This window comes from Stenotrophomonas sp. STEN147 (assembly GCF_056757995.1).
Genome location: NZ_JBRRCG010000001.1, coordinates 189,994 through 207,982 on the forward strand (window position 1 = coordinate 189,994; position 17,989 = coordinate 207,982).

Genomic DNA, 17,989 nt, shown 5'->3' on the forward strand with positions numbered 1-17,989 from the left:
TTCGCCGACAGTGTTACACACAGACACAACCTGAGGATTGAGCGGTTGATCGCCCGGTCTTCACAATGCCCACCATCGCCGCCATCGCGGCACCGAGAGTGAAGCCACCACGTGATCCGCCGCCTGTTGCCCGCAACCCGCCGGGGCCGCCTGATGCTGGCCGCCCTGCTCGTCCTGATCGCTGCCGTGGCCGCCTGGTGGCTGCTGCGCAAGCCGGCCGCTCCGGCCCTGGCCACCACCCCCGTAGGCCGTGGCGACATCGAACAGACCGTCGAGGCGACCGGCGTGATCGACGCCTACAAGCTGGTCAGCGTAGGTGCGCAGGCCTCCGGCCAGATCAAATCGCTGAAGGTGCAGCTGGGCGATACGGTGAAGGAAGGCGACCTGATCGCCGAGATCGACGCCACCACCCAGCAGAACCAGGTGCTCAACGCACAGGCCTCGCTGGACCAGGTGATCGCGCAGCGGGCGGTGCAGCAGGCGACACTGCGCCAGGCCGAGCTGGAATTCGCACGCCAGCAGCAGATGCTGGCCGCCGAGGCCACCTCCCGCCAGGAGTACGATGCCGCCGAAGCACAGCTGAAAACCGCACGCGCCCAGCTGCAGTCCTACGAGGCACAGATCAAGGGTCGCGAAACCGAGCTGGGCACCGCCCGGGCCAACCTGGCCTACACCCGGATCACCGCGCCGATGGACGGCACCGTGGTCGCCGTGGTGGCCGAGGAGGGCCGCACGGTGAACGCCAACCAGACCGCGCCGACCATCGTCATGCTGGCGCGCCTGGACGTGGTGACGGTCAATGCCGAGGTGTCCGAGGCGGACGTTGTGAAGATCAAGGCCGGCATGCCGGTGTACTTCACCACGCTGGGCGACCCGGACCGGAAGTATCACGCCACGCTGCGGCAGATCAATCCGGCACCGGCATCGATCGCCAATGAAAGCTCGTCCAGCTCCAGCAGTTCTTCCAGTTCCAGCTCCAGCAGCGCGGTGTACTACAACGCCCTGTTCGACGTGGAGAACCCGGACGGCACCCTGCGCATCGACATGACCGCGCAGGTCTCGGTCCTGCTCAAGCAGGCCAAGGGCGTGCTGATGGTACCGGCGGTGGCACTGGGGCCGAAGACCCGCGATGGCGAGCGCGTGGTACGGGTGGTGGATGATCGGGGCCAGCCGCAACCGCGCAAGGTCAAGGTCGGCATCAACAACGGTGCATCGGCTGAAATCCTCTCAGGCCTGCAGGAGGGCGAACGCGTGGTGGTCGGCGAGGCCAGCGCCGCAGCGGCGTCTGCGGGCAGCGGCAACCGGGGTGGCATGCAGATGCGCGTCGGCGGCCCGGGCATGGGCCCGCGCCGATGAGCACGACGGCGCCGCTGCTGCGCCTGCGTGACCTGCGACGCGAGTTCCCGGCCGGCGACGACGTCATTGCCGTGCTGCGCGACGTCAATCTGGACATCCACGCCGGCGAAATGGTCGCCATCGTCGGCCAGTCCGGTTCGGGCAAGTCCACCCTGATGAACATCCTCGGCTGCCTGGATCGCCCCACCCGGGGCAGCTACCAGGTAGCCGGCCGCGAAACCGGCCGGATGCAGCCGGACGAGCTGGCCGAACTGCGGCGCGGGCATTTCGGCTTCATCTTCCAGCGCTACCACCTGCTCGGTGACCTGGATGCACGCGGCAACGTGGAAGTGCCGGCGGTATACGCGGGCAGCCCCGGCCCGGTACGCAACGCGCGGGCCGAGCAGCTGCTGCAACGGCTCGGCCTGGGCGACCGCATGCATCACAAGCCGGGCCAGCTGTCCGGTGGCCAGCAGCAGCGCGTGTCGATCGCGCGTGCACTGATGAACGGCGGGGAGGTGATCCTGGCCGATGAGCCCACCGGTGCCCTGGATACGAAATCCGGCGAGGAGGTGATGGCGATCCTGGGCGAGCTGCATGCCGAGGGACATACCATCATCATCGTCACCCACGACATGAGCGTGGCCGAGCATGCCCAGCGCATCATCGAGATCCGCGATGGCGAGATCATCGCCGACCGCGCCAATCCTGATGCGCCGTCCTACCGCGCGCGACGCCAGGCCAGCACCGGTGTTGCCCACGGCAACAGCTGGCGCGCAGCGCGCGACCGCTTCACCGAAGCGTTCCGCATGGCCCTGCTGGCGATGAACGCGCATCGCCTGCGCACGTTCCTGACCATGCTCGGCATCATCATCGGCATTGCTTCGGTGGTCTCGGTGGTCGCGCTTGGCAACGGCTCGCAGCAGCAGATCCTGCAGAACATCAGCGCGCTGGGCACCAACACCATCGATGTGTATCCCGGCCGCGGTTTCGGCGACATGCGCTCTGCACGTGTGCAGACGCTCAAGGCCAGCGATGCCGATGCGCTCTCACGGCAGAGCTACGTGGACAGCGCCACGCCCAGCGTGTCGACCTCGGTCACCGCGCGTTACCGCAACCAATCCTCCACCGCCCAGGTCAGCGGCGTTGGCGAGCAGTTCTTCCGGGTCAAGGGCGTGACCCTGCTCAGTGGCAGCTTCTTCGATGCCGATGCGGTGCGAGGGCTGGCCCAGGTCGCGATCATCGACGAGAACACGCAGACCCAGTTCTTCCCCGGCGTCGATCCAGTCGGCCAGGTCATCCTGCTCGGCAACGTGCCGGTGCGGGTGGTCGGTGTCGCCAAGCGGCAGAGCTTCGGTTTTGGTGGCAGCACCAGTCTCAGCGTCTGGGTGCCGTACACGACCGTGATGTCACGCATGCTGGGCCAGAGTCACGTCTCCAGCATCACCGTGCGCGTGGATGACGCCACGCCGATGGACGCCGCGCAGGAGGCAATCACCCGCCTGCTGACGATGCGCCATGGTACCGAGGATTTCTTCCTCAGCAACAGCGCCGAAATCCGCGAGACCATCGAGCAGACCACGCGCACGATGACCCTGCTGATCGGCGCGATCGCCGCCATCGCACTGCTGGTCGGTGGCATCGGCGTGATGAACATCATGCTGGTCTCGGTCACCGAGCGGACCCGCGAGATCGGTGTGCGCATGGCCGTGGGTGCGCGGCAGAGTGACATCCGCCAGCAGTTCCTGATCGAGGCGGTGCTGGTCTGCCTGCTCGGCGGCCTGCTCGGCGTCGGCCTGGCGCTGCTGCTGGGCTCGATGATCGGACGCTTCGCCAGCGACTTCCAGGTGCTGTTCTCCACCGCTTCGATCATCGCCGCATTTGCCTGCTCCACCCTGATCGGCGTGGGCTTCGGCTTCCTTCCCGCGCGCAATGCCGCGCAGCTTGACCCGGTGGAGGCCCTGGCCCGCGAATGAAGACGATGCCCATGCTCCCCTTTCCTGCTCCCTCGCGCCTGCTGCTGGCCGGCGCCGTACTGATTGCCCTGTCCGGCTGTGCCTCGGTCGGCCGTTATCCGGTTGCCGATCCCGACGTGGCTGCTACCTATGGGCGTGGCGATGCCGCACGCAACGCACCGGTGGACGCTCCGCGCAGCAGCCTGGATACGCCTGCCCGTGACATCCGCGAGGATGTCTGGTGGAGCGGTTTCGGCGATGAACGTCTGGACCGGCTGGTAGCCCGGGCGCTGGCCGCCAACAGTGACCTTGCCGCCGCCGGCCTGGCCGTGCAGCGTTCCCGCCTGCAGGCCGGGCTGGCCAGCAACGCGCTTTGGCCACAGCCGTCCTCGTCGGGCGTCAGTGGCAGCGGCAGCCGTGCCACCGACCAGGCCGACGACTGGCGCCGCAGCTATTCCACCGGCGTTTCGCTGGCCTGGGAAGTCGATCTGTGGGGCCGGCTGAGGACCCAGCGCGACATCGCACGCTGGGAGGCTGAAGCCACCGAGGAAGATCGACAGAACACCGCCCTGCTGGTGATCGGCGATGCCGTCAGCCAGTACTGGGCGTTGGCGTACCTCAACCAGTCGATCAGCACCGGCCAGGCCAACCTGGAGCGGCTGGAACGCACCCGCGAACTGGTCCAGGCCCGTTTCGACGCCGGTGCGGTTTCGCGCCTGGAAGTACGCCAGGCCCTGCAGAACCTGCAGTCGCAGCGCGCTGCGCAGAGCGCGCTGGAACAGCAGCGCGTGGAAGTGCGCAATGCGCTGACCGTGCTGCTCGACGGCACCCCGTGGCCCCAACAGGACGAGCCGCAGAACCTGCTGCAGGCACGCAGCCCTGCCATCGCTGAAGGCCTGCCGGCGGACCTGCTCGCTCGCCGTCCCGACCTGCGCGCGGCCGAGCTGCGGCTGCGCAACAGCCTGAAGACGATCAGGGTCACCGCCACCCAGTACTACCCGGCGTTGAGCCTGACCGGCAGCCTCGGTTCCAGCGCGACCTCGCTGGGCGATGTCCTGCGCAATCCGGTGGCCACGCTCGGTGCCGGCCTGTCCCTGCCCTTCCTCAACCTGCAGCGCGCACAGCTGGATACCGACGTGGCCGGTACCGACTACCAGATCGCCGCGACCGGTTTCCGCAAAACGCTGTACACCGCCCTGTCGGAAGTGGACAACGCGCTGTCGGCACGCGAGCAGCTGGCGCGCCAGGTGGCGGCGTCGCAGGCCTCGTATGACGAGGCGGTGGAAGTGGAACGCATGCAGGAAGTGCGCTACCGCGTGGGTGCCACCGACCTGCGGACCTGGCTGGAAGCCCAGCAGACCCGGCGCGATGCGGAGTTGTCACTGGCCCGCGTCCGGCAGAGCCAGTTGACCAACGATGTGACGCTGTTCAAGGCGCTGGGCGGCAGCGCGGGGTAGCGCCGGGCCATGCCCGGCGGCGTGGAGCGCGGCACGCCATGAGCGTGGTCGGACCGGATCCGCCGGGCATGGCCCGGCGCTACCACGGGACGATCAGCCGCGCTGGCGCACGGCCTCGAACAGGCTGACGCCCGCGGCGACCGATACGTTCAGGCTCTCGATCTCGCCCGGCATCGGGATCTTGACCAGTCCATCGCAGTTCTCGCGGGTCAGGCGGCGCAGGCCGTCGGCTTCACCGCCCAGCACCAGGGCGATGTTGCCCTTCAGGTCCAGATCGTACAGCGACGCGGTCGCTTCACCGGCCAGGCCGTAGATCCACACGCCCTGCTTCTGCAGATCCTTCAGGCAGCGCGACAGGTTGGTCACGGCCACCACCGGGATACGGTCGGCGGCGCCGGCCGAGGTCTTGCGCACGGTGGCATTCACCGTCGCCGACTTGTCCTTGGGAATGATCACCGCAGTGGCACCGGCCGCCGCGGCCGAACGCAGGCAGGCCCCCAGGTTGTGCGGGTCCTGCACCTCATCCAGCACCAGCAGCAGCGCCCTGCCTTCAGCGGCAGTGACCAGGCCTTCCAGTTCATTCTCGCTGTAGGTGCGTGCGGCGGCATAGCGCGCGGCCACGCCCTGGTGGCGGACCGCACCGCCAACGCCGTCCAGCGCCTGCGCGGTGACCCGGCGGACATCGATGCCCTTGCGGCGCGCGTTCTCTTCGATTTCGGTCAGGCGTGGATTCTTCGCACCGGCCTCGACCAGCACTTCGCGGACGTTCTCGGCGTCGTTCTCGATGGAGGAGGCGACGGCGTTGACGCCGACGATCCACTGGCTGTTCTTGCTCATGCGGGCGGGACCGGAAAGGGGGTGGCTATGGTAGAGCATCGGCGACGGCCGCGCTTCGCGCTCGCCGGGCAGGGCCCGGCGCTCCCCCGCCGTTCACCCTTCGGCTGAACGGCTGCGCGGCGGCCAGTGTGGCGTGTCGTGGTCGGGATGCTGGTGGGAAACGATCGCAGCCAGGAAGTCCAGCGCCGCCACGTCCTCCTCCGTCCGCCGTGCCGGCAGGCTGCCCAGGGCATCGACGAAGGGCAGCTTGCGCTCGACACCGTACTGGATCGTCGGCGGCAACCGTTCCGGCTGGTCAAAGGCGCCCGCCGCCACGGCCATGCCGTCGGGGGCTCCATAGGTCAGCGGCGTGCCGCATTCGCCGCAGAAACCGCGCCGGACCACATTGGAGGACTGGAAATAGCGCGGCTGGCCGCGGGTCCAACTGAACTGCACGCCGCGCACCGAGACCAAAGGCGCGTAATACGCGCCAAAGGCCTTCTGGCACATCCGGCAGTGGCAGATCGAACTGTCGGACAGCTCACCGCGCACCTGGAAGCGGATGGCACCGCACTGGCAGCCGCCGCTGTACTCGGGTTGGCCCTGCATGCTGCTTTCCTCCGGAACGGGCTCTACGGGTCAGTACTTCTCTTTCCTGCGCTTGGCCGGTTTGCCGCGCTCGGGCAGCGGCGACAGTCCTGTCTCTTCTTCCTCGCCCTTGTGTTCGACCAGCCGGAAGTCGATCTTGCGCTCTTCCATGCTGGCCTTCAGTACGAGGATGCGCACGCGGTCACCCAGCCGGTAGCTGCTGCCACGACGTTCACCGGTCAGTGTCTTGCGGGTCGCATCGAACTTGTAATAGTCCTGCGGCAGCTGGGTGACATGGACCAGGCCCTGCACCTTGGAATCGTCCAGTTCCACGAACAGGCCGAAGCTGGTCACGCCACTGATCACGCCATCGAACTGGCCGCCGACATGCTTCTCCATCCACGCGGCCCGGTAACGCTCGTCGACCTCGCGTTCGGCCTCGTCAGCGCGGCGCTCGCGCTCGGAGCACTGCAGTGCCAGCGCTGCCATCTCGCGTGCGGTGTAGGTGAACTTGTCCAGCGGCTTGCCCGACAACGCATGCTTGATCGCGCGGTGCACCAGCAGATCGGGATAGCGGCGGATCGGCGAAGTGAAGTGCGCGTACGCCTCCAGCGCCAGCCCGAAGTGACCGTGGTTGTCCGGACTGTAGACGGCCAGGCTCTGGCTGCGCAGCAGCACCGACTCCAGCAGGGTGGCATCGGGACGGTCGCGGATCTTCTTCAACAGCTTGGTGTAGTCACCGGGGCGCACCTTCGACCACGGCGGCAGACTCAGCTTGAACTCCTTGAGGAATTCCAGCAGGTCGGCGTACTTGGTCTCCGGCGGCTTCTCGTGGACGCGGTACGGCGCCGGCACATGGCGCGACAGCAGGTACTTGGCCGCCTCCACGTTGGCGGCGATCATGCATTCCTCGATCAGCTTGTGCGCGTCGTTGCGCACCAGCATGCCGGCCTGGGTGACTTCGCCACGGTTATCCAGCACGAAGCGCACTTCGCTGCTCTCGAACTCGATGGCCCCGCGCTTGGCACGGGCCTTGGCCAGCACCTTGTACAGCTGGTGCAGGCGCTGCACCTGGGGCAGCAGATCGCCGATGACGGCCTTCGCGCCGGCATCGTCCTCGCCCACGGCCTGCCACACCTGGGTGTAGGTCAGGCGTGCGTGCGAATTCATCACCGCTTCGTAGAAGCGCGAGTGGACGACCTGGCCATCGCGGTCGATCTGCATGTCGCAGACGAAGCACATGCGGTCGACCTTGGGCATCAGCGAGCAGATGCCGTTGGACAGGGTCTCCGGCAGCATCGGTACGACGAAGCCCGGGAAGTACACCGAGGTAGCGCGTTTCTGCGCCTCCTCATCCAGCGGCGTGCCCGGACGCACATAGTTGGAGACATCGGCGATGGCCACCACCAGGCGGAATCCCTCCGCGTTCGGCTCGCAATACACCGCATCGTCGAAGTCCTTGGCATCCTCGCCATCGATGGTCACCAGCGGCGTGCGACGCAGGTCGACGCGGTCGCCGATCATCGCCGGCTCGACCACCAGCGGCACCGCGGCGGCCTCGTCCAGCACCTCCTGCGGAAACTCGAACGGCAGCTCGTGGCCGTGGATGGCGGTCTCCACCACCAGCGAGGCGGTCAGCTTGTCACCCAGTACCGCGATGATGCGGCCGATCGGCGGACGGCGGCTGTCCGGCACCTGTGTCAGTTCGCAGACCACCAGCTGGCCATCACGCGCACCTCCGGTCTGATCAGGCGGCACCTGCACGTTGCGCTGCACGCGCTTGTCATCAGGCACCACGTAGTTGATGCCCATCTCGATGCTGAAGCGACCGATCAGGCGGGTCATGCCGCGCTCGAGCACGCGGGCGATGCTGCCTTCGCGGCGGCCGCGATGATCGATGCCGGTGACACGCGCCAGCACCTTGTCGCCGTGCATCACCTTGCGCATTTCATAGGGCGGCAGGAAGAGGTCGTCGCCGCCCTCGACCGGGCGCAGGAACCCGAATCCTTCCGGATTGGCGATCACCACACCGGTGACCAGGCTCAGCGCCTGCACCGGCGCGAAACCTCCACGGCGGTTCTGCACCAGCTGGCCATCGCGCACCATCGCACCCAGCCGGCGCGACAGCGCTTCGGCCCGGTCCGGCGCGGTCAGGCCCAGGCGGGCACCCAGTTCCTCGGCAGTCTGCGGCCCTTCGCAGCGCTCCAGCAGGGCCAGAATGGCCTCGCGGCTGGCGATGGGCTGTTCGTATTTCTCGGCTTCGCGGGACGCGTAGGGATCCTCGATCACCTTGCCGGCCGGCGGCAGCTTGCGGCCCGGCGCCGGTCCGGGGGCGTCACCGCCACGGCCCGGGCGACCGCGCGGCGGGGCGCCGCCTCCCCCCAGTTCCGGGAACCAGCCCGGCAGTGGCTTGCCCGGCTGGGAGGTGCGGGCTGCACCCGTCTTGGCGCCCTTCTTCGGGGCCTGGCTGCGGGACTTGCTCCCGCCCTTGCTTGGTTTTTTGGTAGTCATCGCCCTCCATGGTAGCCGCTGACGGCGTGCAGAACCGGTCAGCGACCCGCTTGCAGGAGCCACGTGAAAAAACTCCGCGAAGTCGTTGACAGCCTGCGGATTCATCTTCACAATTGCGCCTCTGGAACGCCCAGGTGGCGGAATTGGTAGACGCACTAGTTTCAGGTACTAGCGGGTAAAACCGTGGAGGTTCGAGTCCTCTCCTGGGCACCATTACAAAAACCCCTGAGAAATCAGGGGTTTTCCGTTTGTGGGGCACGCCAAATGCCCACCACCACTGCGCGCGCCCAATCAGCACCCTGGGCACGATGGCCGTACGAGTTGATCGCGATCCAACCAGCAGGGCATGTGGGCGGGCAGGATTGACGCGGAGGTCGAGCGCATTACGCGCTCAAACCACTTTGAGTGCGGGCCTCTTACCTGCGACGTCCTTGACCTTGTCACCATAGAGCCCTCCCACCAGAGCTTCAATCTCATCGGCTGGGAATGACAGCTCCTTCGCAAGTGCTGTCCGGTCCATGCGGTCGTTCCAAAGAAGCTGAAACACCTTCTTCCAAAGCACAGATTCCTCACGCGGCATGGGACTTGGCTCCTGCGTACGGTAGCCCTTGCAACTCATGTGCTTGCACAGGTCGCGATAGTGCCACTCTGAGACACGGCCAACTTCGTACGCATTTCGTGCGAGCGCAGCGACGGATACGCCCCATCGCCGCTTCGCCTCGATGAGCTTGGGCAAGGACACAGCGGCGGGAAGGTAGGTCAGCAAATCCTCGCGAGGCATCAGAAAGGCAGATGCGAACTGATCGGCATCCCTCTCCACGTCACGCCCCGCCGTGGCACCGTGGATATGCAGCACCAGGTGGCCAAGTTCATGAGCGGCGTCGAACCTGCTGCGCTCCGCAGACTTGAAAGTGTTCAGGAAAACGTATGGCGTCGCCCCTCTCCAGAACGAGAAGGCGTCGACGTTCTTGTTGCTCTCCGACAAGCTGAAAACCCGGACACCCCTCGCTTCTAGCAACCGCGTCATATGCGGGATGGGCTTGTTCCCCAACCCCCAAGCGTTGCGCAGCGCCTGAGCAGCCGCGACCGGGCTTTCATCTCTAAGGTCCAACAAATCCGCAGACGGCAAGTTGTAGCGGGCAGTCACATAGTCGTCAAACGCAATGCCAATCGCACCGCTCGCCAGCGCGGCGTTTTGTTGTTTGGCAGTCATGGCCGCCAGACTTCGGAAGCTCACTGCCTCCTGCTGCGGCTCCTCCAAGTCATCCAAGAAGAAGAACGTCTGCGGGTAGCGCAGCACACCGGCCAATGCAGCAACCGTCTCTTCGCTTGGCTCTGGCGTCTGACCAGTCTCGATTCTCGTGAGCGTCAACTGGGACAAACCCGCTCGTTCCGCCAACTCCTTCTTCGTGAGCTGGCGTCGCTTTCTCGCTATCGCGAGGCGCTTCGGATTGAACATCGTCTACTTCTTGGTGACGGGCACATCTGGCAGATCACTACCGCCGACATCGTCGTCCGAGCCCCAATCGACAGGGCCGTCGAACTCATCATCGATCACAAACAGGCGCCGGCTGAAGCCCTCGAACTGATTTCCTTCAAACGACTCTGGGCACGAGACCTCTGCACGCAGCGAGGTCTCGTCGGCGCTGACGCAGATCAACCACACGGTCGGGGCCGCACCATGCTGGAAGCCGGCCTCCGACCTACCAAACAACACGCCCTGTCCCTTATTGACCAAGCTGCGCGCTCCGGCGCCTTTCCCCGAAATTGCCTCCGGATCCTGAGGAGCGCAGGCACGGTTGACGTTCTGAAACACCACTTGCACGTTCAGCTCATCGTTCACCGTCGCCTCGACGTTCCCATCGCGGGCCACACGCCACCCCTTCGACAGGAGACCCATACGGATCGCTCGGGTGCCGTAGCGGTACGAATCCCAGCCAGCGCTGCCGACGGGATCAATCGGTAGTGCTTCCATCCGCGCTGCCGAGGCCTGTTGGGCCACCTGCACGACGAACTCCCGAGACATACCCAAAGCTTCGAGCTGGGCATCGACGTCCTCCGGCACATCAACGATCTTTAGGGGTTGGGCGACCACGGGCGGCTCCAATGTTGATTAATTTCGCCTCCAATGTAGCAGGAAAAAATCAACATTCAAGCCCTATTCTCACCGTGCTTAGTGTTACGAGCGGACGGATCGCCCCCCCCTCCACCGCCCCTGCCAACTGTGGCCGTGCGCTGTCTAGCCCGCCGCCCTCCACCTCCTTGAAGGCCTGAACCAGGCTTCCACCTCACCCCACAACGTGCTGCTGGATGGCGCCCTCTTGAGCCGACAGCCCCAAACCGGACTGACCTTGCCGAGCGGTCGAGACCTGCACTTAGCTAACGAACTTGATCTGCGCAACCCCGCAACGCTCGTTGCGCCATTTGGTACATTTGCGCAAATCTGAATGTAAGCTGTTATAAGTCATAACACGCGCTCTTCACGCTTGCGTTATACTGTGACAGGCGGTATAAGTGCGATGCCCGTTCAGAGTAGTGAGCGGGGGCGTACTTAGCACGTCTGGACGGCATCCGCAGCATGCTGCGACCGCAGAACCGACGAGGTGAGCGACGAGGCTGGACAACAGTTCGACCACAAGCGTACCCATAAGTTCCTCCAACACGGGGCTGTACGACGATCTTCGATCATGCGGTTAAGACCGGCTATCGGCCGGTTGGGTAGGGCGTTTAGATGACGTCCGGCTGTATCAACCAGGGGGGGCAAAGGTCGCCGCAGCCTGCCCCACCCTGTAGAAGCCAAGGTGGCGTCGATGGGTAAGGAATCCCTAAAGATTGCGAAGCAACTCCCAACCTCTGCACTTGCCGCGGCTCAGCTTCCGCGCGGCTACGTCCATTTCGACACACCGCTGACGAAGTTCTCATGCGAGAAGTTGGTGACCTGCCCCGATGCGGTCCGCAAGCATTCGTTCTTCCCCTTCATCAGGGTTGACTTTATACGGACGAAGTTTCGGCGAGTGGCCCCTGGAGAGATCGAGCGCAGCATGAAGCTTCGTGACATCCGGTACGCCGCGCATGCGGACTCAGCCATCTACGCCTACTACAACTTCGTCCTTGCGGAGCACTACGAGCATCAACTGGAGGTGCTTGGTCTCTGCGAGACGGTCACGGCATTCCGAGCACTGGGAAAATCGAATATCGAGTTCGCTCAGGAGGCGTTCGACTGGATCGACAATCATCGTCCCTGCGTCGCCCTTGGCTTCGACGTCAAGGACTTCTTTGGCTCACTGCACCATGCGACGCTGAAGAAGAGCTGGGCGGCGCTTGTGGGCGCAGGCGCGCTACCCGACGACCACTATGCGGTCTTCAAGTCATTGACGAAGCACGCATCGGTTGAACTCGTTCCTGCTCTGAAGGCTCTGTCCCTTACGCGCTCAAGCCTCAAGCGACTACATCGGCTATGCAACTCTACTGAGTTCCGAAAGCTGATTCGCGGCGGCAACCTCATACAAGTCAACCCCAACGATCACGGCATTCCCCAAGGCTCTCCGATAAGCGCTTCCCTGTCGAACATCTACATGCTGCCATTCGACACCAAGTTGAGAGCATTCGCTGAGTCATGCGGTGGTCTCTACCGCCGCTACTGTGATGACATCCTCCTCGTCGTTCCAGAGAACGATGTGAAACCGGCCTCGCAGTTCGTGGAGTCCGCGCTGATCGAGCTGAAGCTCAAGATGCAGCATGCGAAGACGCTCAAGTGCCACTTCGGACCGGGCAAAGCGGATCGGCCGCTCCAATACCTCGGCTTGGTTTACGACGGCGAACAGGTCACCTTGCGAGCCGCTGGCGTGTCTCGGTTTTACGTAAAGATGCGTAGAGGTGTGAAGCAATACAAGTCTGCGAGACGAACAGACGGCGGCAAGCCTCTCCTAGTCCAACGGCGGAAAGATTTATTGAATCGCTATTCATCCCACGCGGGGAGAGAGGACCGAACCTACTTCAACTACGTCAAGCGAGCGGCGTGTAAGACGAAGTCAGCTGCGATCCAGTCGCAACTCAAGAGACACCGCACTCGGCTCAAGCACCTCATGGAGACCTGATCTAGATCGGACTTGATCGAGTCTTAAGCAGTCGATGAACACCAAGAAGGAACCGATTGTTCCCTAAGGGTTTCAATAAGTTGGCGAGAGCGGCATCCACGTCCTCTCCTGGGCACCAACGAAAAATCTCCTCGCCTCGGCGGGGTTTTTTTTTGCCCGCGTTTCCTGCCGTCATTCCGCAGCGTGGCCGGGCGTTCACAAGGGTGTTGACACCCCCGTCACGGCACCCCATAATCTCGCTCCTCGACGCCCAGGTGGCGGAATTGGTAGACGCACTAGTTTCAGGTACTAGCGGGTAAAACCGTGGAGGTTCGAGTCCTCTCCTGGGCACCACGTCGAGACTGAGAAAAACCCGCGAAAGCGGGTTTTTTCATGTCCGGGCGCCAGCCAGCTGGATCAGAACAAGGGGCGCAGCACCAGCTCCAGGCCCAGCAGCAGCAGGAAGCCCAGGAAGCACACGCGGAACACCCGCGCACTGATCCGCTGCCGGATCACCTGCCCCAGCCACATGCCCGCCAGCGCCGGCAACACCGCCAGCGCGCTCAGTCCCAGCTGCTGCACACCGAATGCGCCGTGCAGCACCAGCCCACCCGTCAACGAGAGGGTCGACACCGTGAACGCCAGGCCCAGCGCCTGCACCAGCTCTTCGCGCTGCAGCCCCAGCGACTGCAGGTACGGCACCGCCGGCATCACGAACACACCGGTCGCCCCGGTCACCACGCCGGACAACGCCCCCACCAGCGGCCCCAGCCAGCGCTCACGCCGCTGCGGCACACGGAACACCGGCGCAACCAAGGCATACAGCGCATACACCACCAGCGCCACGCCCAGCGCCACCCGCGACCAGGTGCGGTCGACCCGTACCAGCAACGTCGCCGCGCCCAGGGTCACCACCACCACGGCCAGCATCATCGGCCACAGGCGGCGCATGATCGGCCTCAGTGATGGCCCGGCCAGCAGTTGCCAGGCGTTGGTGACGAAGGTCGGAATGAACAGCATCGACGCCGCCGCCACCGGCGACAGCGCCCCTCCCAGCAGGCCCATCGCCACGGTCGGCAGGCCCATGCCGGTCACGCCCTTGACCACCCCCGCCAGCATGAACACGGCGACCAGCAGACCATAGAAGAATGTCGTCTCACTCATGCCGTCATTGGAACCAGCGCGCCTTCCGCGCACAATGCGGCTTATGCGCCCCACCCTTCGGCTGGCCCGAAGGCAGGCGGCACGCAACGAGGGCCGTGACATGCGGATGGACATCGCCGACCTGCGCCTGTTCCTGGCCGTGGCCGACGCCGGCAGCATCACCGCAGGCGCCGCGCAGGCGAACCTGGCGCTGGGCTCTGCCAGCGAACGCCTGCGCGCGATCGAGAACGACGCCGGCACCGCGCTGCTGGTGCGTCACCCGCGCGGCGTGAGCCTGACCGAAGCCGGGGCCGCCCTCGCCCACCACGCGCGCCAGATCCTGCATCAACAGGCACAGCTGCGGGGCGAACTGCAGGCCTTCGCGAAGGGCGCGCGCGGCACCCTGCACCTGTATGCCAACACCGCCGCACTGACCAGCTACCTGCCTTCCCGGTTGGCTCCCTGGCTGGCCGAACGCCCACGCCTGCACGTCGAACTGCACGAACGCACCAGCCCTGAAGTGGTCCGCGCCCTGACCGCTGGCCAGGCCGAAGCGGGAATCATCAGTGATGCGGTCGAGGCAACCGGCCTGCAACGCCATGTCGTTGCCGAGGATCCCCTGGTGATGCTGCTGCCCGCAGGCCATCGTTTCGCGGCCCGTCGCACGCTGGCCTTCGCCGATGTGGCCAGCGAAACCTTCGTCGCGCTGGCCGATGGCAATGCGCTGCAGACCTACATCGAAACGCAGGCACGCGACATCGGCCATCGGTTGGACGTGCGCATCCGCATGAAGACCTTCGAAGGCGTGTGCATCATGGTGGGTCACGGCATCGGCGTGGGTATCGTGCCGCGCACCATCGCCCGCCAGCACCGCCGCGCGACACAGGCGCTGGCAGTGCCCCTCGCGGATGCGTGGGCACAGCGCCGCCTGTGTGCCTGCTTCGCCGACTGGACACGGCTGTCGACAGCGATGCGCAGCCTGCTGCTGCACCTCGGCGTGGAAGCGGAGAAAAAAGCATGAAATGGTGTTGACACATCCGATGCCGTACCGCAGAATTCCCCTCCTGAGTCGCCCAGGTGGCGGAATTGGTAGACGCACTAGTTTCAGGTACTAGCGGGTAAAACCGTGGAGGTTCGAGTCCTCTCCTGGGCACCACGACTCATGATGATGAAACCCGCGAAAGCGGGTTTTTTCGTTTCCGGAATCCGCAACGTCAACGCAAGGGCGACGCCTTCCGCGCGTTGCGCGAACGCCGCCCGGCGGAACTCACCGCAGACAAAAACCCCGCCTTGCGGCGGGGTCGATATACAGCACCGTGTTTCCGGGCAGTTTCAGTGCCCGCCACCGGCCGCTGCACCGGCACCGGCACCGAACGGCGGCTTGGCCAGCCACAGGAAGGTGATGATGGCCAGGAAGATCCAGCCCAGCAGGAAGAAGATGTCGTTGAAGCCCATCTGCGATGCCTGGTGGTTGATCATGGTGTTGAGCACCGCAGCACCATGCTGCAGGTCACCCTGCCCCATCGCCGCAACCTGGTCCTGCATGCCCGGCTGATAGGCCGAAATGTGTTCGGTCAGATCGGCGTGGTGCACCTGCGTGCGACGTGCCCACAGCCAGGTGGTCAGCGATGCTGCGAAACTGCCGCCCAGCGTGCGCAGGAACGTGGCCAGGCCCGAACCCGCAGCGATTTCGCGACCATCCAGATCCGACAGCAGGATCTGCAGCACCGGCATGAAGAACAGCGCCACGCCGATGCCCATGATCAGCTGCACGCCGGCCACGTGCTGGAAGTCCACCTGCAGATTGAAGCCCGAGCGCAGGAAGCTGGTCATCGACAGGAACACGAAGGCGATGGTCGCCAGCATGCGCATGTCGAAGCGCGAGGCATACTTGCCCACGAACGGCGTCATGATCACCGGCAGCACACCGATGGGCGCCGTCGCCAGGCCTGCCCAGATCGCCGTGTAGCCCATGTCGCGCTGCAGCCACTGCGGAATCAGCAGGGCCACGCTGAAGAACGCGGCATAGGCCACCACCATCGCCAGCGTGCCGGCGCGGAAGTTGCGGTGGCGGAAGAGTTTCAGATCGACGATCGGGTCCTTGTCGGTCAGTTCCCAGATCAGGAACACGGTCAGCGCCACGACCGCCACGCAGGCCAGCACCACGATCCGGGTGGAGGAGAACCAGTCCTCGTCGTTGCCCAGGTCGAGCACCAGCTGCAGTGCGCCGACGCCGATCACCAGCGTGATCAGGCCGACGTAGTCCATCTTCGGCTTCTCCACGTGTTCCGGACGGCCCTTCAGCTGGTTGCCCACCACCAGCGCGGCGAAGATGCCCAGGGGCACGTTGATCAGGAAGATCCATTCCCAGCTGTAGTTGTCCGTGATCCAGCCCCCGAGGATGGGCCCGCAGATCGGCGCGACCACGGTGATCATCGCCAGCAGCGCCAACGCCTGCCCGCGCTTCTCGCGTGGATAGATCGAGACCAGCAACGACTGCGTGATCGGGTACATCGGGCCGGCCACGAAGCCCTGCAGGGCGCGCGACACCACCAGCATGCCCATGCTCTGCGCCAGGCCACACAGCAGCGAGGTGATGACGAAGGCCAGCGTGGCCCAGACGAACAGCTTGCGCTCGCCGAAACGGCGGCTCAGCCAGCCGGTCAGCGGCAGTGCGATGGCCGTGCTGACCGCGAACGAAGTGATGACCCACGTCGCCTGCTGCGAACTTGCGCCGAGATTGCCGGCGATGGTCGGCAGCGAGACGTTGGCGATGGTGGTGTCGAGCACCTGCATGAACGAGGCCATCGCCAGGCCTACGGTGCACAGGGCCACGCTCGGCGGCAGGAACCCGGCGGCCGCACCCGGCGCCGCCGGTGCGCCCGGGCTTCCGGGCGCGGCTGGAGCTTGGGCGGACATGGCGACCTCAGCCCACCTTCGACTGCTGCGGCACGTTGCCCTGGATGATCGAGTGGATCACCTCGTCGGCATCATGCAGCTGCTTGGCATAGACGTCGGTGTCGAACACCGTGCCCTTGGCCGGGGCGCTCGGCAGCACCTCGCCCTTCTGGTCGCGCAGGCTCACCTCGGCCTTCATCGACAGCCCGATACGCAACGGATGTTCGGCAAGCTGCTTGGCATCGATGGCGATGCGCACCGGAACGCGCTGCACGATCTTGATCCAGTTGCCGCTGGCGTTCTGCGCCGGCAGCAGCGAGAACGCCGAGCCGGTCCCCAGGCCCAGGCTCTGCACGCGGCCCTTGTACTTCACATCGCCGGCGTACAGGTCAGACTTCAGCTCCACTTCCTGGCCCAGGCGCATGTGGCGCAGCTGGGTTTCCTTGAAGTTGGCCTCGACCCACATCTGCTCGGTCGGCACCACGGCCATCAGTGCGGCCCCCGGCTGCACGCGCTGGCCCACCTGCACCGAGCGACGGGCCACATAACCGGTGACCGGCGCGACGATGCCGGCGCGGGCGTTGTTGAGGTAGGCCTGGCGCAGCTGCGCGGCGGCCGCCTGCACGTCGGGCTGGGTGGCGATCACCGTATCGTCGACCAGCGCGCGGTTGCGCTCGACGGTCTCGCGCGAACCGGCCACCGCGGCTTCCGCCGCCGCCAGCTCATCGCGGGCATGGGCGAGTTCTTCGTTGGAGATGGCACCGGTGGCGGCCAGATCCCTGCGGCGGGCGAAGTCCTCGCGCACACGCTTCAGGGTCACCTGACGGGCATTCAGGTCTGCCTGCGCGCCTTCCACGCTGCGATACAGGCCACGGGTCTGGCGAACGGTCTTGGCCAGGTTGGCTTCGGCCTGCTGCAGGGCCACGGACGTATCGGCCGGGTCCAGCTGCACCAGCAGCTGGCCACGCTCCACGCGCATGCCGTCATCGGCATTGATGGCGACCACGGTACCGGCCACCAGCGGGGTGATCTGTACGAGGTTGCCCTGCACGTAGGCATCGTCGGTTTCTTCGAACCAACGGCCGAACATGAAATACCACAGCGCCAGTGCGGCGAGCAGCAGCACGACGATGACGAACAGGCCCCGCAGCAGGTTGCTGCGGCGGTTGGAGGCGGCCGGGGCCGCAGTGTCTTGGGTCTGGCTCATGGC

General features: G+C 65.4%; 12 protein-coding genes, 3 tRNA genes and 1 pseudogene. 8 read left to right on the forward strand and 8 right to left on the reverse strand.

Annotation, left to right across the window (positions count from 1 at the left end; all coding sequences use genetic code 11):
• Nucleotides 1-111 precede the first annotated feature (111 nt).
• From ACVOKU_RS00945 to ACVOKU_RS00955, 3 genes are read left to right on the forward strand one after another with little or no spacing between them, the layout of a single operon-like run.
• Nucleotides 112-1,356 (forward strand): efflux RND transporter periplasmic adaptor subunit, encoded by a 1,245-nt coding sequence (locus ACVOKU_RS00945; protein WP_481558802.1) that lies wholly within the window; start codon nucleotides 112-114, stop codon nucleotides 1,354-1,356.
• The gene (locus tag ACVOKU_RS00950; protein ID WP_481558803.1) at nucleotides 1,353-3,311 is read left to right on the forward strand and encodes a MacB family efflux pump subunit; all 1,959 of its coding nucleotides are present in this window, start codon (nucleotides 1,353-1,355) and stop codon (nucleotides 3,309-3,311) included. Before ACVOKU_RS00945 ends, ACVOKU_RS00950 begins: the two co-directional genes overlap by 4 nt.
• Entirely contained in the window at nucleotides 3,308-4,747 is a 1,440-nt protein-coding gene (locus tag ACVOKU_RS00955; protein ID WP_481558804.1) for an efflux transporter outer membrane subunit, read from the forward strand. Before ACVOKU_RS00950 ends, ACVOKU_RS00955 begins: the two co-directional genes overlap by 4 nt.
• 93 nt (nucleotides 4,748-4,840) lie before the next feature.
• Here ACVOKU_RS00955 and rlmB read toward each other — a convergent pair whose 3' ends face one another.
• From rlmB to rnr, 3 genes and pseudogenes are all read right to left on the reverse strand, one after another.
• A complete protein-coding gene (gene rlmB, locus ACVOKU_RS00960; protein WP_053518184.1) occupies nucleotides 4,841-5,584 on the reverse strand; it encodes a 23S rRNA (guanosine(2251)-2'-O)-methyltransferase RlmB in 744 nt (247 codons plus the stop codon).
• Nucleotides 5,585-5,677: 93 nt separating this feature from the next.
• Nucleotides 5,678-6,172, reverse strand: a complete 495-nt coding sequence (locus ACVOKU_RS00965; protein ID WP_481558805.1) for a GFA family protein — start codon at nucleotides 6,170-6,172, stop codon at nucleotides 5,678-5,680.
• A gap of 30 nt (nucleotides 6,173-6,202) precedes the next feature.
• Nucleotides 6,203-8,431, reverse strand: a pseudogene (gene rnr, locus ACVOKU_RS00970) (ribonuclease R); the annotation flags it as partial.
• Between the two features lie 359 nt (nucleotides 8,432-8,790).
• On the opposite strand from rnr, the gene ACVOKU_RS00975 reads away from it, so the two are divergent.
• Nucleotides 8,791-8,875: transfer RNA gene (locus ACVOKU_RS00975), tRNA-Leu, on the forward strand.
• Between the two features lie 178 nt (nucleotides 8,876-9,053).
• Here ACVOKU_RS00975 and ACVOKU_RS00980 read toward each other — a convergent pair.
• Both ACVOKU_RS00980 and ACVOKU_RS00985 read right to left on the reverse strand, forming a co-directional pair.
• A complete protein-coding gene (locus tag ACVOKU_RS00980) occupies nucleotides 9,054-10,121 on the reverse strand; it encodes a helix-turn-helix domain-containing protein (protein ID WP_481558806.1) in 1,068 nt (355 codons plus the stop codon).
• Nucleotides 10,122-10,124: 3 nt separating this feature from the next.
• Nucleotides 10,125-10,757, reverse strand: coding sequence for a hypothetical protein (locus ACVOKU_RS00985; RefSeq protein WP_481558807.1), 633 nt, complete (start codon nucleotides 10,755-10,757; stop codon nucleotides 10,125-10,127).
• Between the two features lie 715 nt (nucleotides 10,758-11,472).
• Between ACVOKU_RS00985 and drt2 the strand changes: the two genes are divergently transcribed.
• Both drt2 and ACVOKU_RS00995 read left to right on the forward strand, forming a co-directional pair.
• On the forward strand, nucleotides 11,473-12,759 hold the full coding sequence (gene drt2, locus ACVOKU_RS00990) for an antiviral reverse transcriptase Drt2 (RefSeq protein WP_481558808.1): 1,287 nt from the start codon (nucleotides 11,473-11,475) through the stop codon (nucleotides 12,757-12,759).
• A 248-nt stretch (nucleotides 12,760-13,007) separates the two neighbouring features.
• Nucleotides 13,008-13,092, forward strand: a tRNA-Leu gene (locus tag ACVOKU_RS00995).
• Between the two features lie 63 nt (nucleotides 13,093-13,155).
• Here the strand turns inward: ACVOKU_RS00995 and ACVOKU_RS01000 are convergent.
• Nucleotides 13,156-13,902 (reverse strand): sulfite exporter TauE/SafE family protein, encoded by a 747-nt coding sequence (locus ACVOKU_RS01000; protein WP_481558809.1) that lies wholly within the window; start codon nucleotides 13,900-13,902, stop codon nucleotides 13,156-13,158.
• 100 nt (nucleotides 13,903-14,002) lie between these two features.
• Here ACVOKU_RS01000 and ACVOKU_RS01005 point away from each other — a divergent pair, with 100 nt between their 5' ends.
• On the forward strand, nucleotides 14,003-14,902 hold the full coding sequence (locus ACVOKU_RS01005) for a LysR family transcriptional regulator (protein ID WP_279924338.1): 900 nt from the start codon (nucleotides 14,003-14,005) through the stop codon (nucleotides 14,900-14,902).
• Nucleotides 14,903-14,952: 50 nt separating this feature from the next.
• Nucleotides 14,953-15,037 (forward strand) — tRNA-Leu (locus tag ACVOKU_RS01010).
• A gap of 176 nt (nucleotides 15,038-15,213) precedes the next feature.
• On the opposite strand, the gene emrB is transcribed toward ACVOKU_RS01010, so the two are convergent.
• The gene (gene emrB, locus ACVOKU_RS01015; RefSeq protein ID WP_053518356.1) at nucleotides 15,214-16,800 is read right to left on the reverse strand and encodes a multidrug efflux MFS transporter permease subunit EmrB; all 1,587 of its coding nucleotides are present in this window, start codon (nucleotides 16,798-16,800) and stop codon (nucleotides 15,214-15,216) included.
• A 7-nt stretch (nucleotides 16,801-16,807) separates the two neighbouring features.
• The gene (gene emrA, locus ACVOKU_RS01020) at nucleotides 16,808-17,986 is read right to left on the reverse strand and encodes a multidrug efflux MFS transporter periplasmic adaptor subunit EmrA (RefSeq protein WP_053518354.1); all 1,179 of its coding nucleotides are present in this window, start codon (nucleotides 17,984-17,986) and stop codon (nucleotides 16,808-16,810) included.
• Between the last annotated feature and the right edge of the window lie 3 nt (nucleotides 17,987-17,989).

Coding starts and splice junctions, on each gene's coding strand:
- ACVOKU_RS00980 (WP_481558806.1), bottom strand. CDS start 10,121: ATGTTCAATCCGAAGCGCCTCGCGATAGCGAGAAAGCGACGCCAGCTC.
- drt2 (WP_481558808.1), top strand. CDS start 11,473: ATGGGTAAGGAATCCCTAAAGATTGCGAAGCAACTCCCAACCTCTGCA.
- ACVOKU_RS00965 (WP_481558805.1), bottom strand. CDS start 6,172: ATGCAGGGCCAACCCGAGTACAGCGGCGGCTGCCAGTGCGGTGCCATC.
- ACVOKU_RS01005 (WP_279924338.1), top strand. CDS start 14,003: ATGCGGATGGACATCGCCGACCTGCGCCTGTTCCTGGCCGTGGCCGAC.
- ACVOKU_RS00950 (WP_481558803.1), top strand. CDS start 1,353: ATGAGCACGACGGCGCCGCTGCTGCGCCTGCGTGACCTGCGACGCGAG.
- emrA (WP_053518354.1), bottom strand. CDS start 17,986: ATGAGCCAGACCCAAGACACTGCGGCCCCGGCCGCCTCCAACCGCCGC.
- ACVOKU_RS00955 (WP_481558804.1), top strand. CDS start 3,308: ATGAAGACGATGCCCATGCTCCCCTTTCCTGCTCCCTCGCGCCTGCTG.
- ACVOKU_RS01000 (WP_481558809.1), bottom strand. CDS start 13,902: ATGAGTGAGACGACATTCTTCTATGGTCTGCTGGTCGCCGTGTTCATG.
- emrB (WP_053518356.1), bottom strand. CDS start 16,800: ATGTCCGCCCAAGCTCCAGCCGCGCCCGGAAGCCCGGGCGCACCGGCG.
- rlmB (WP_053518184.1), bottom strand. CDS start 5,584: ATGAGCAAGAACAGCCAGTGGATCGTCGGCGTCAACGCCGTCGCCTCC.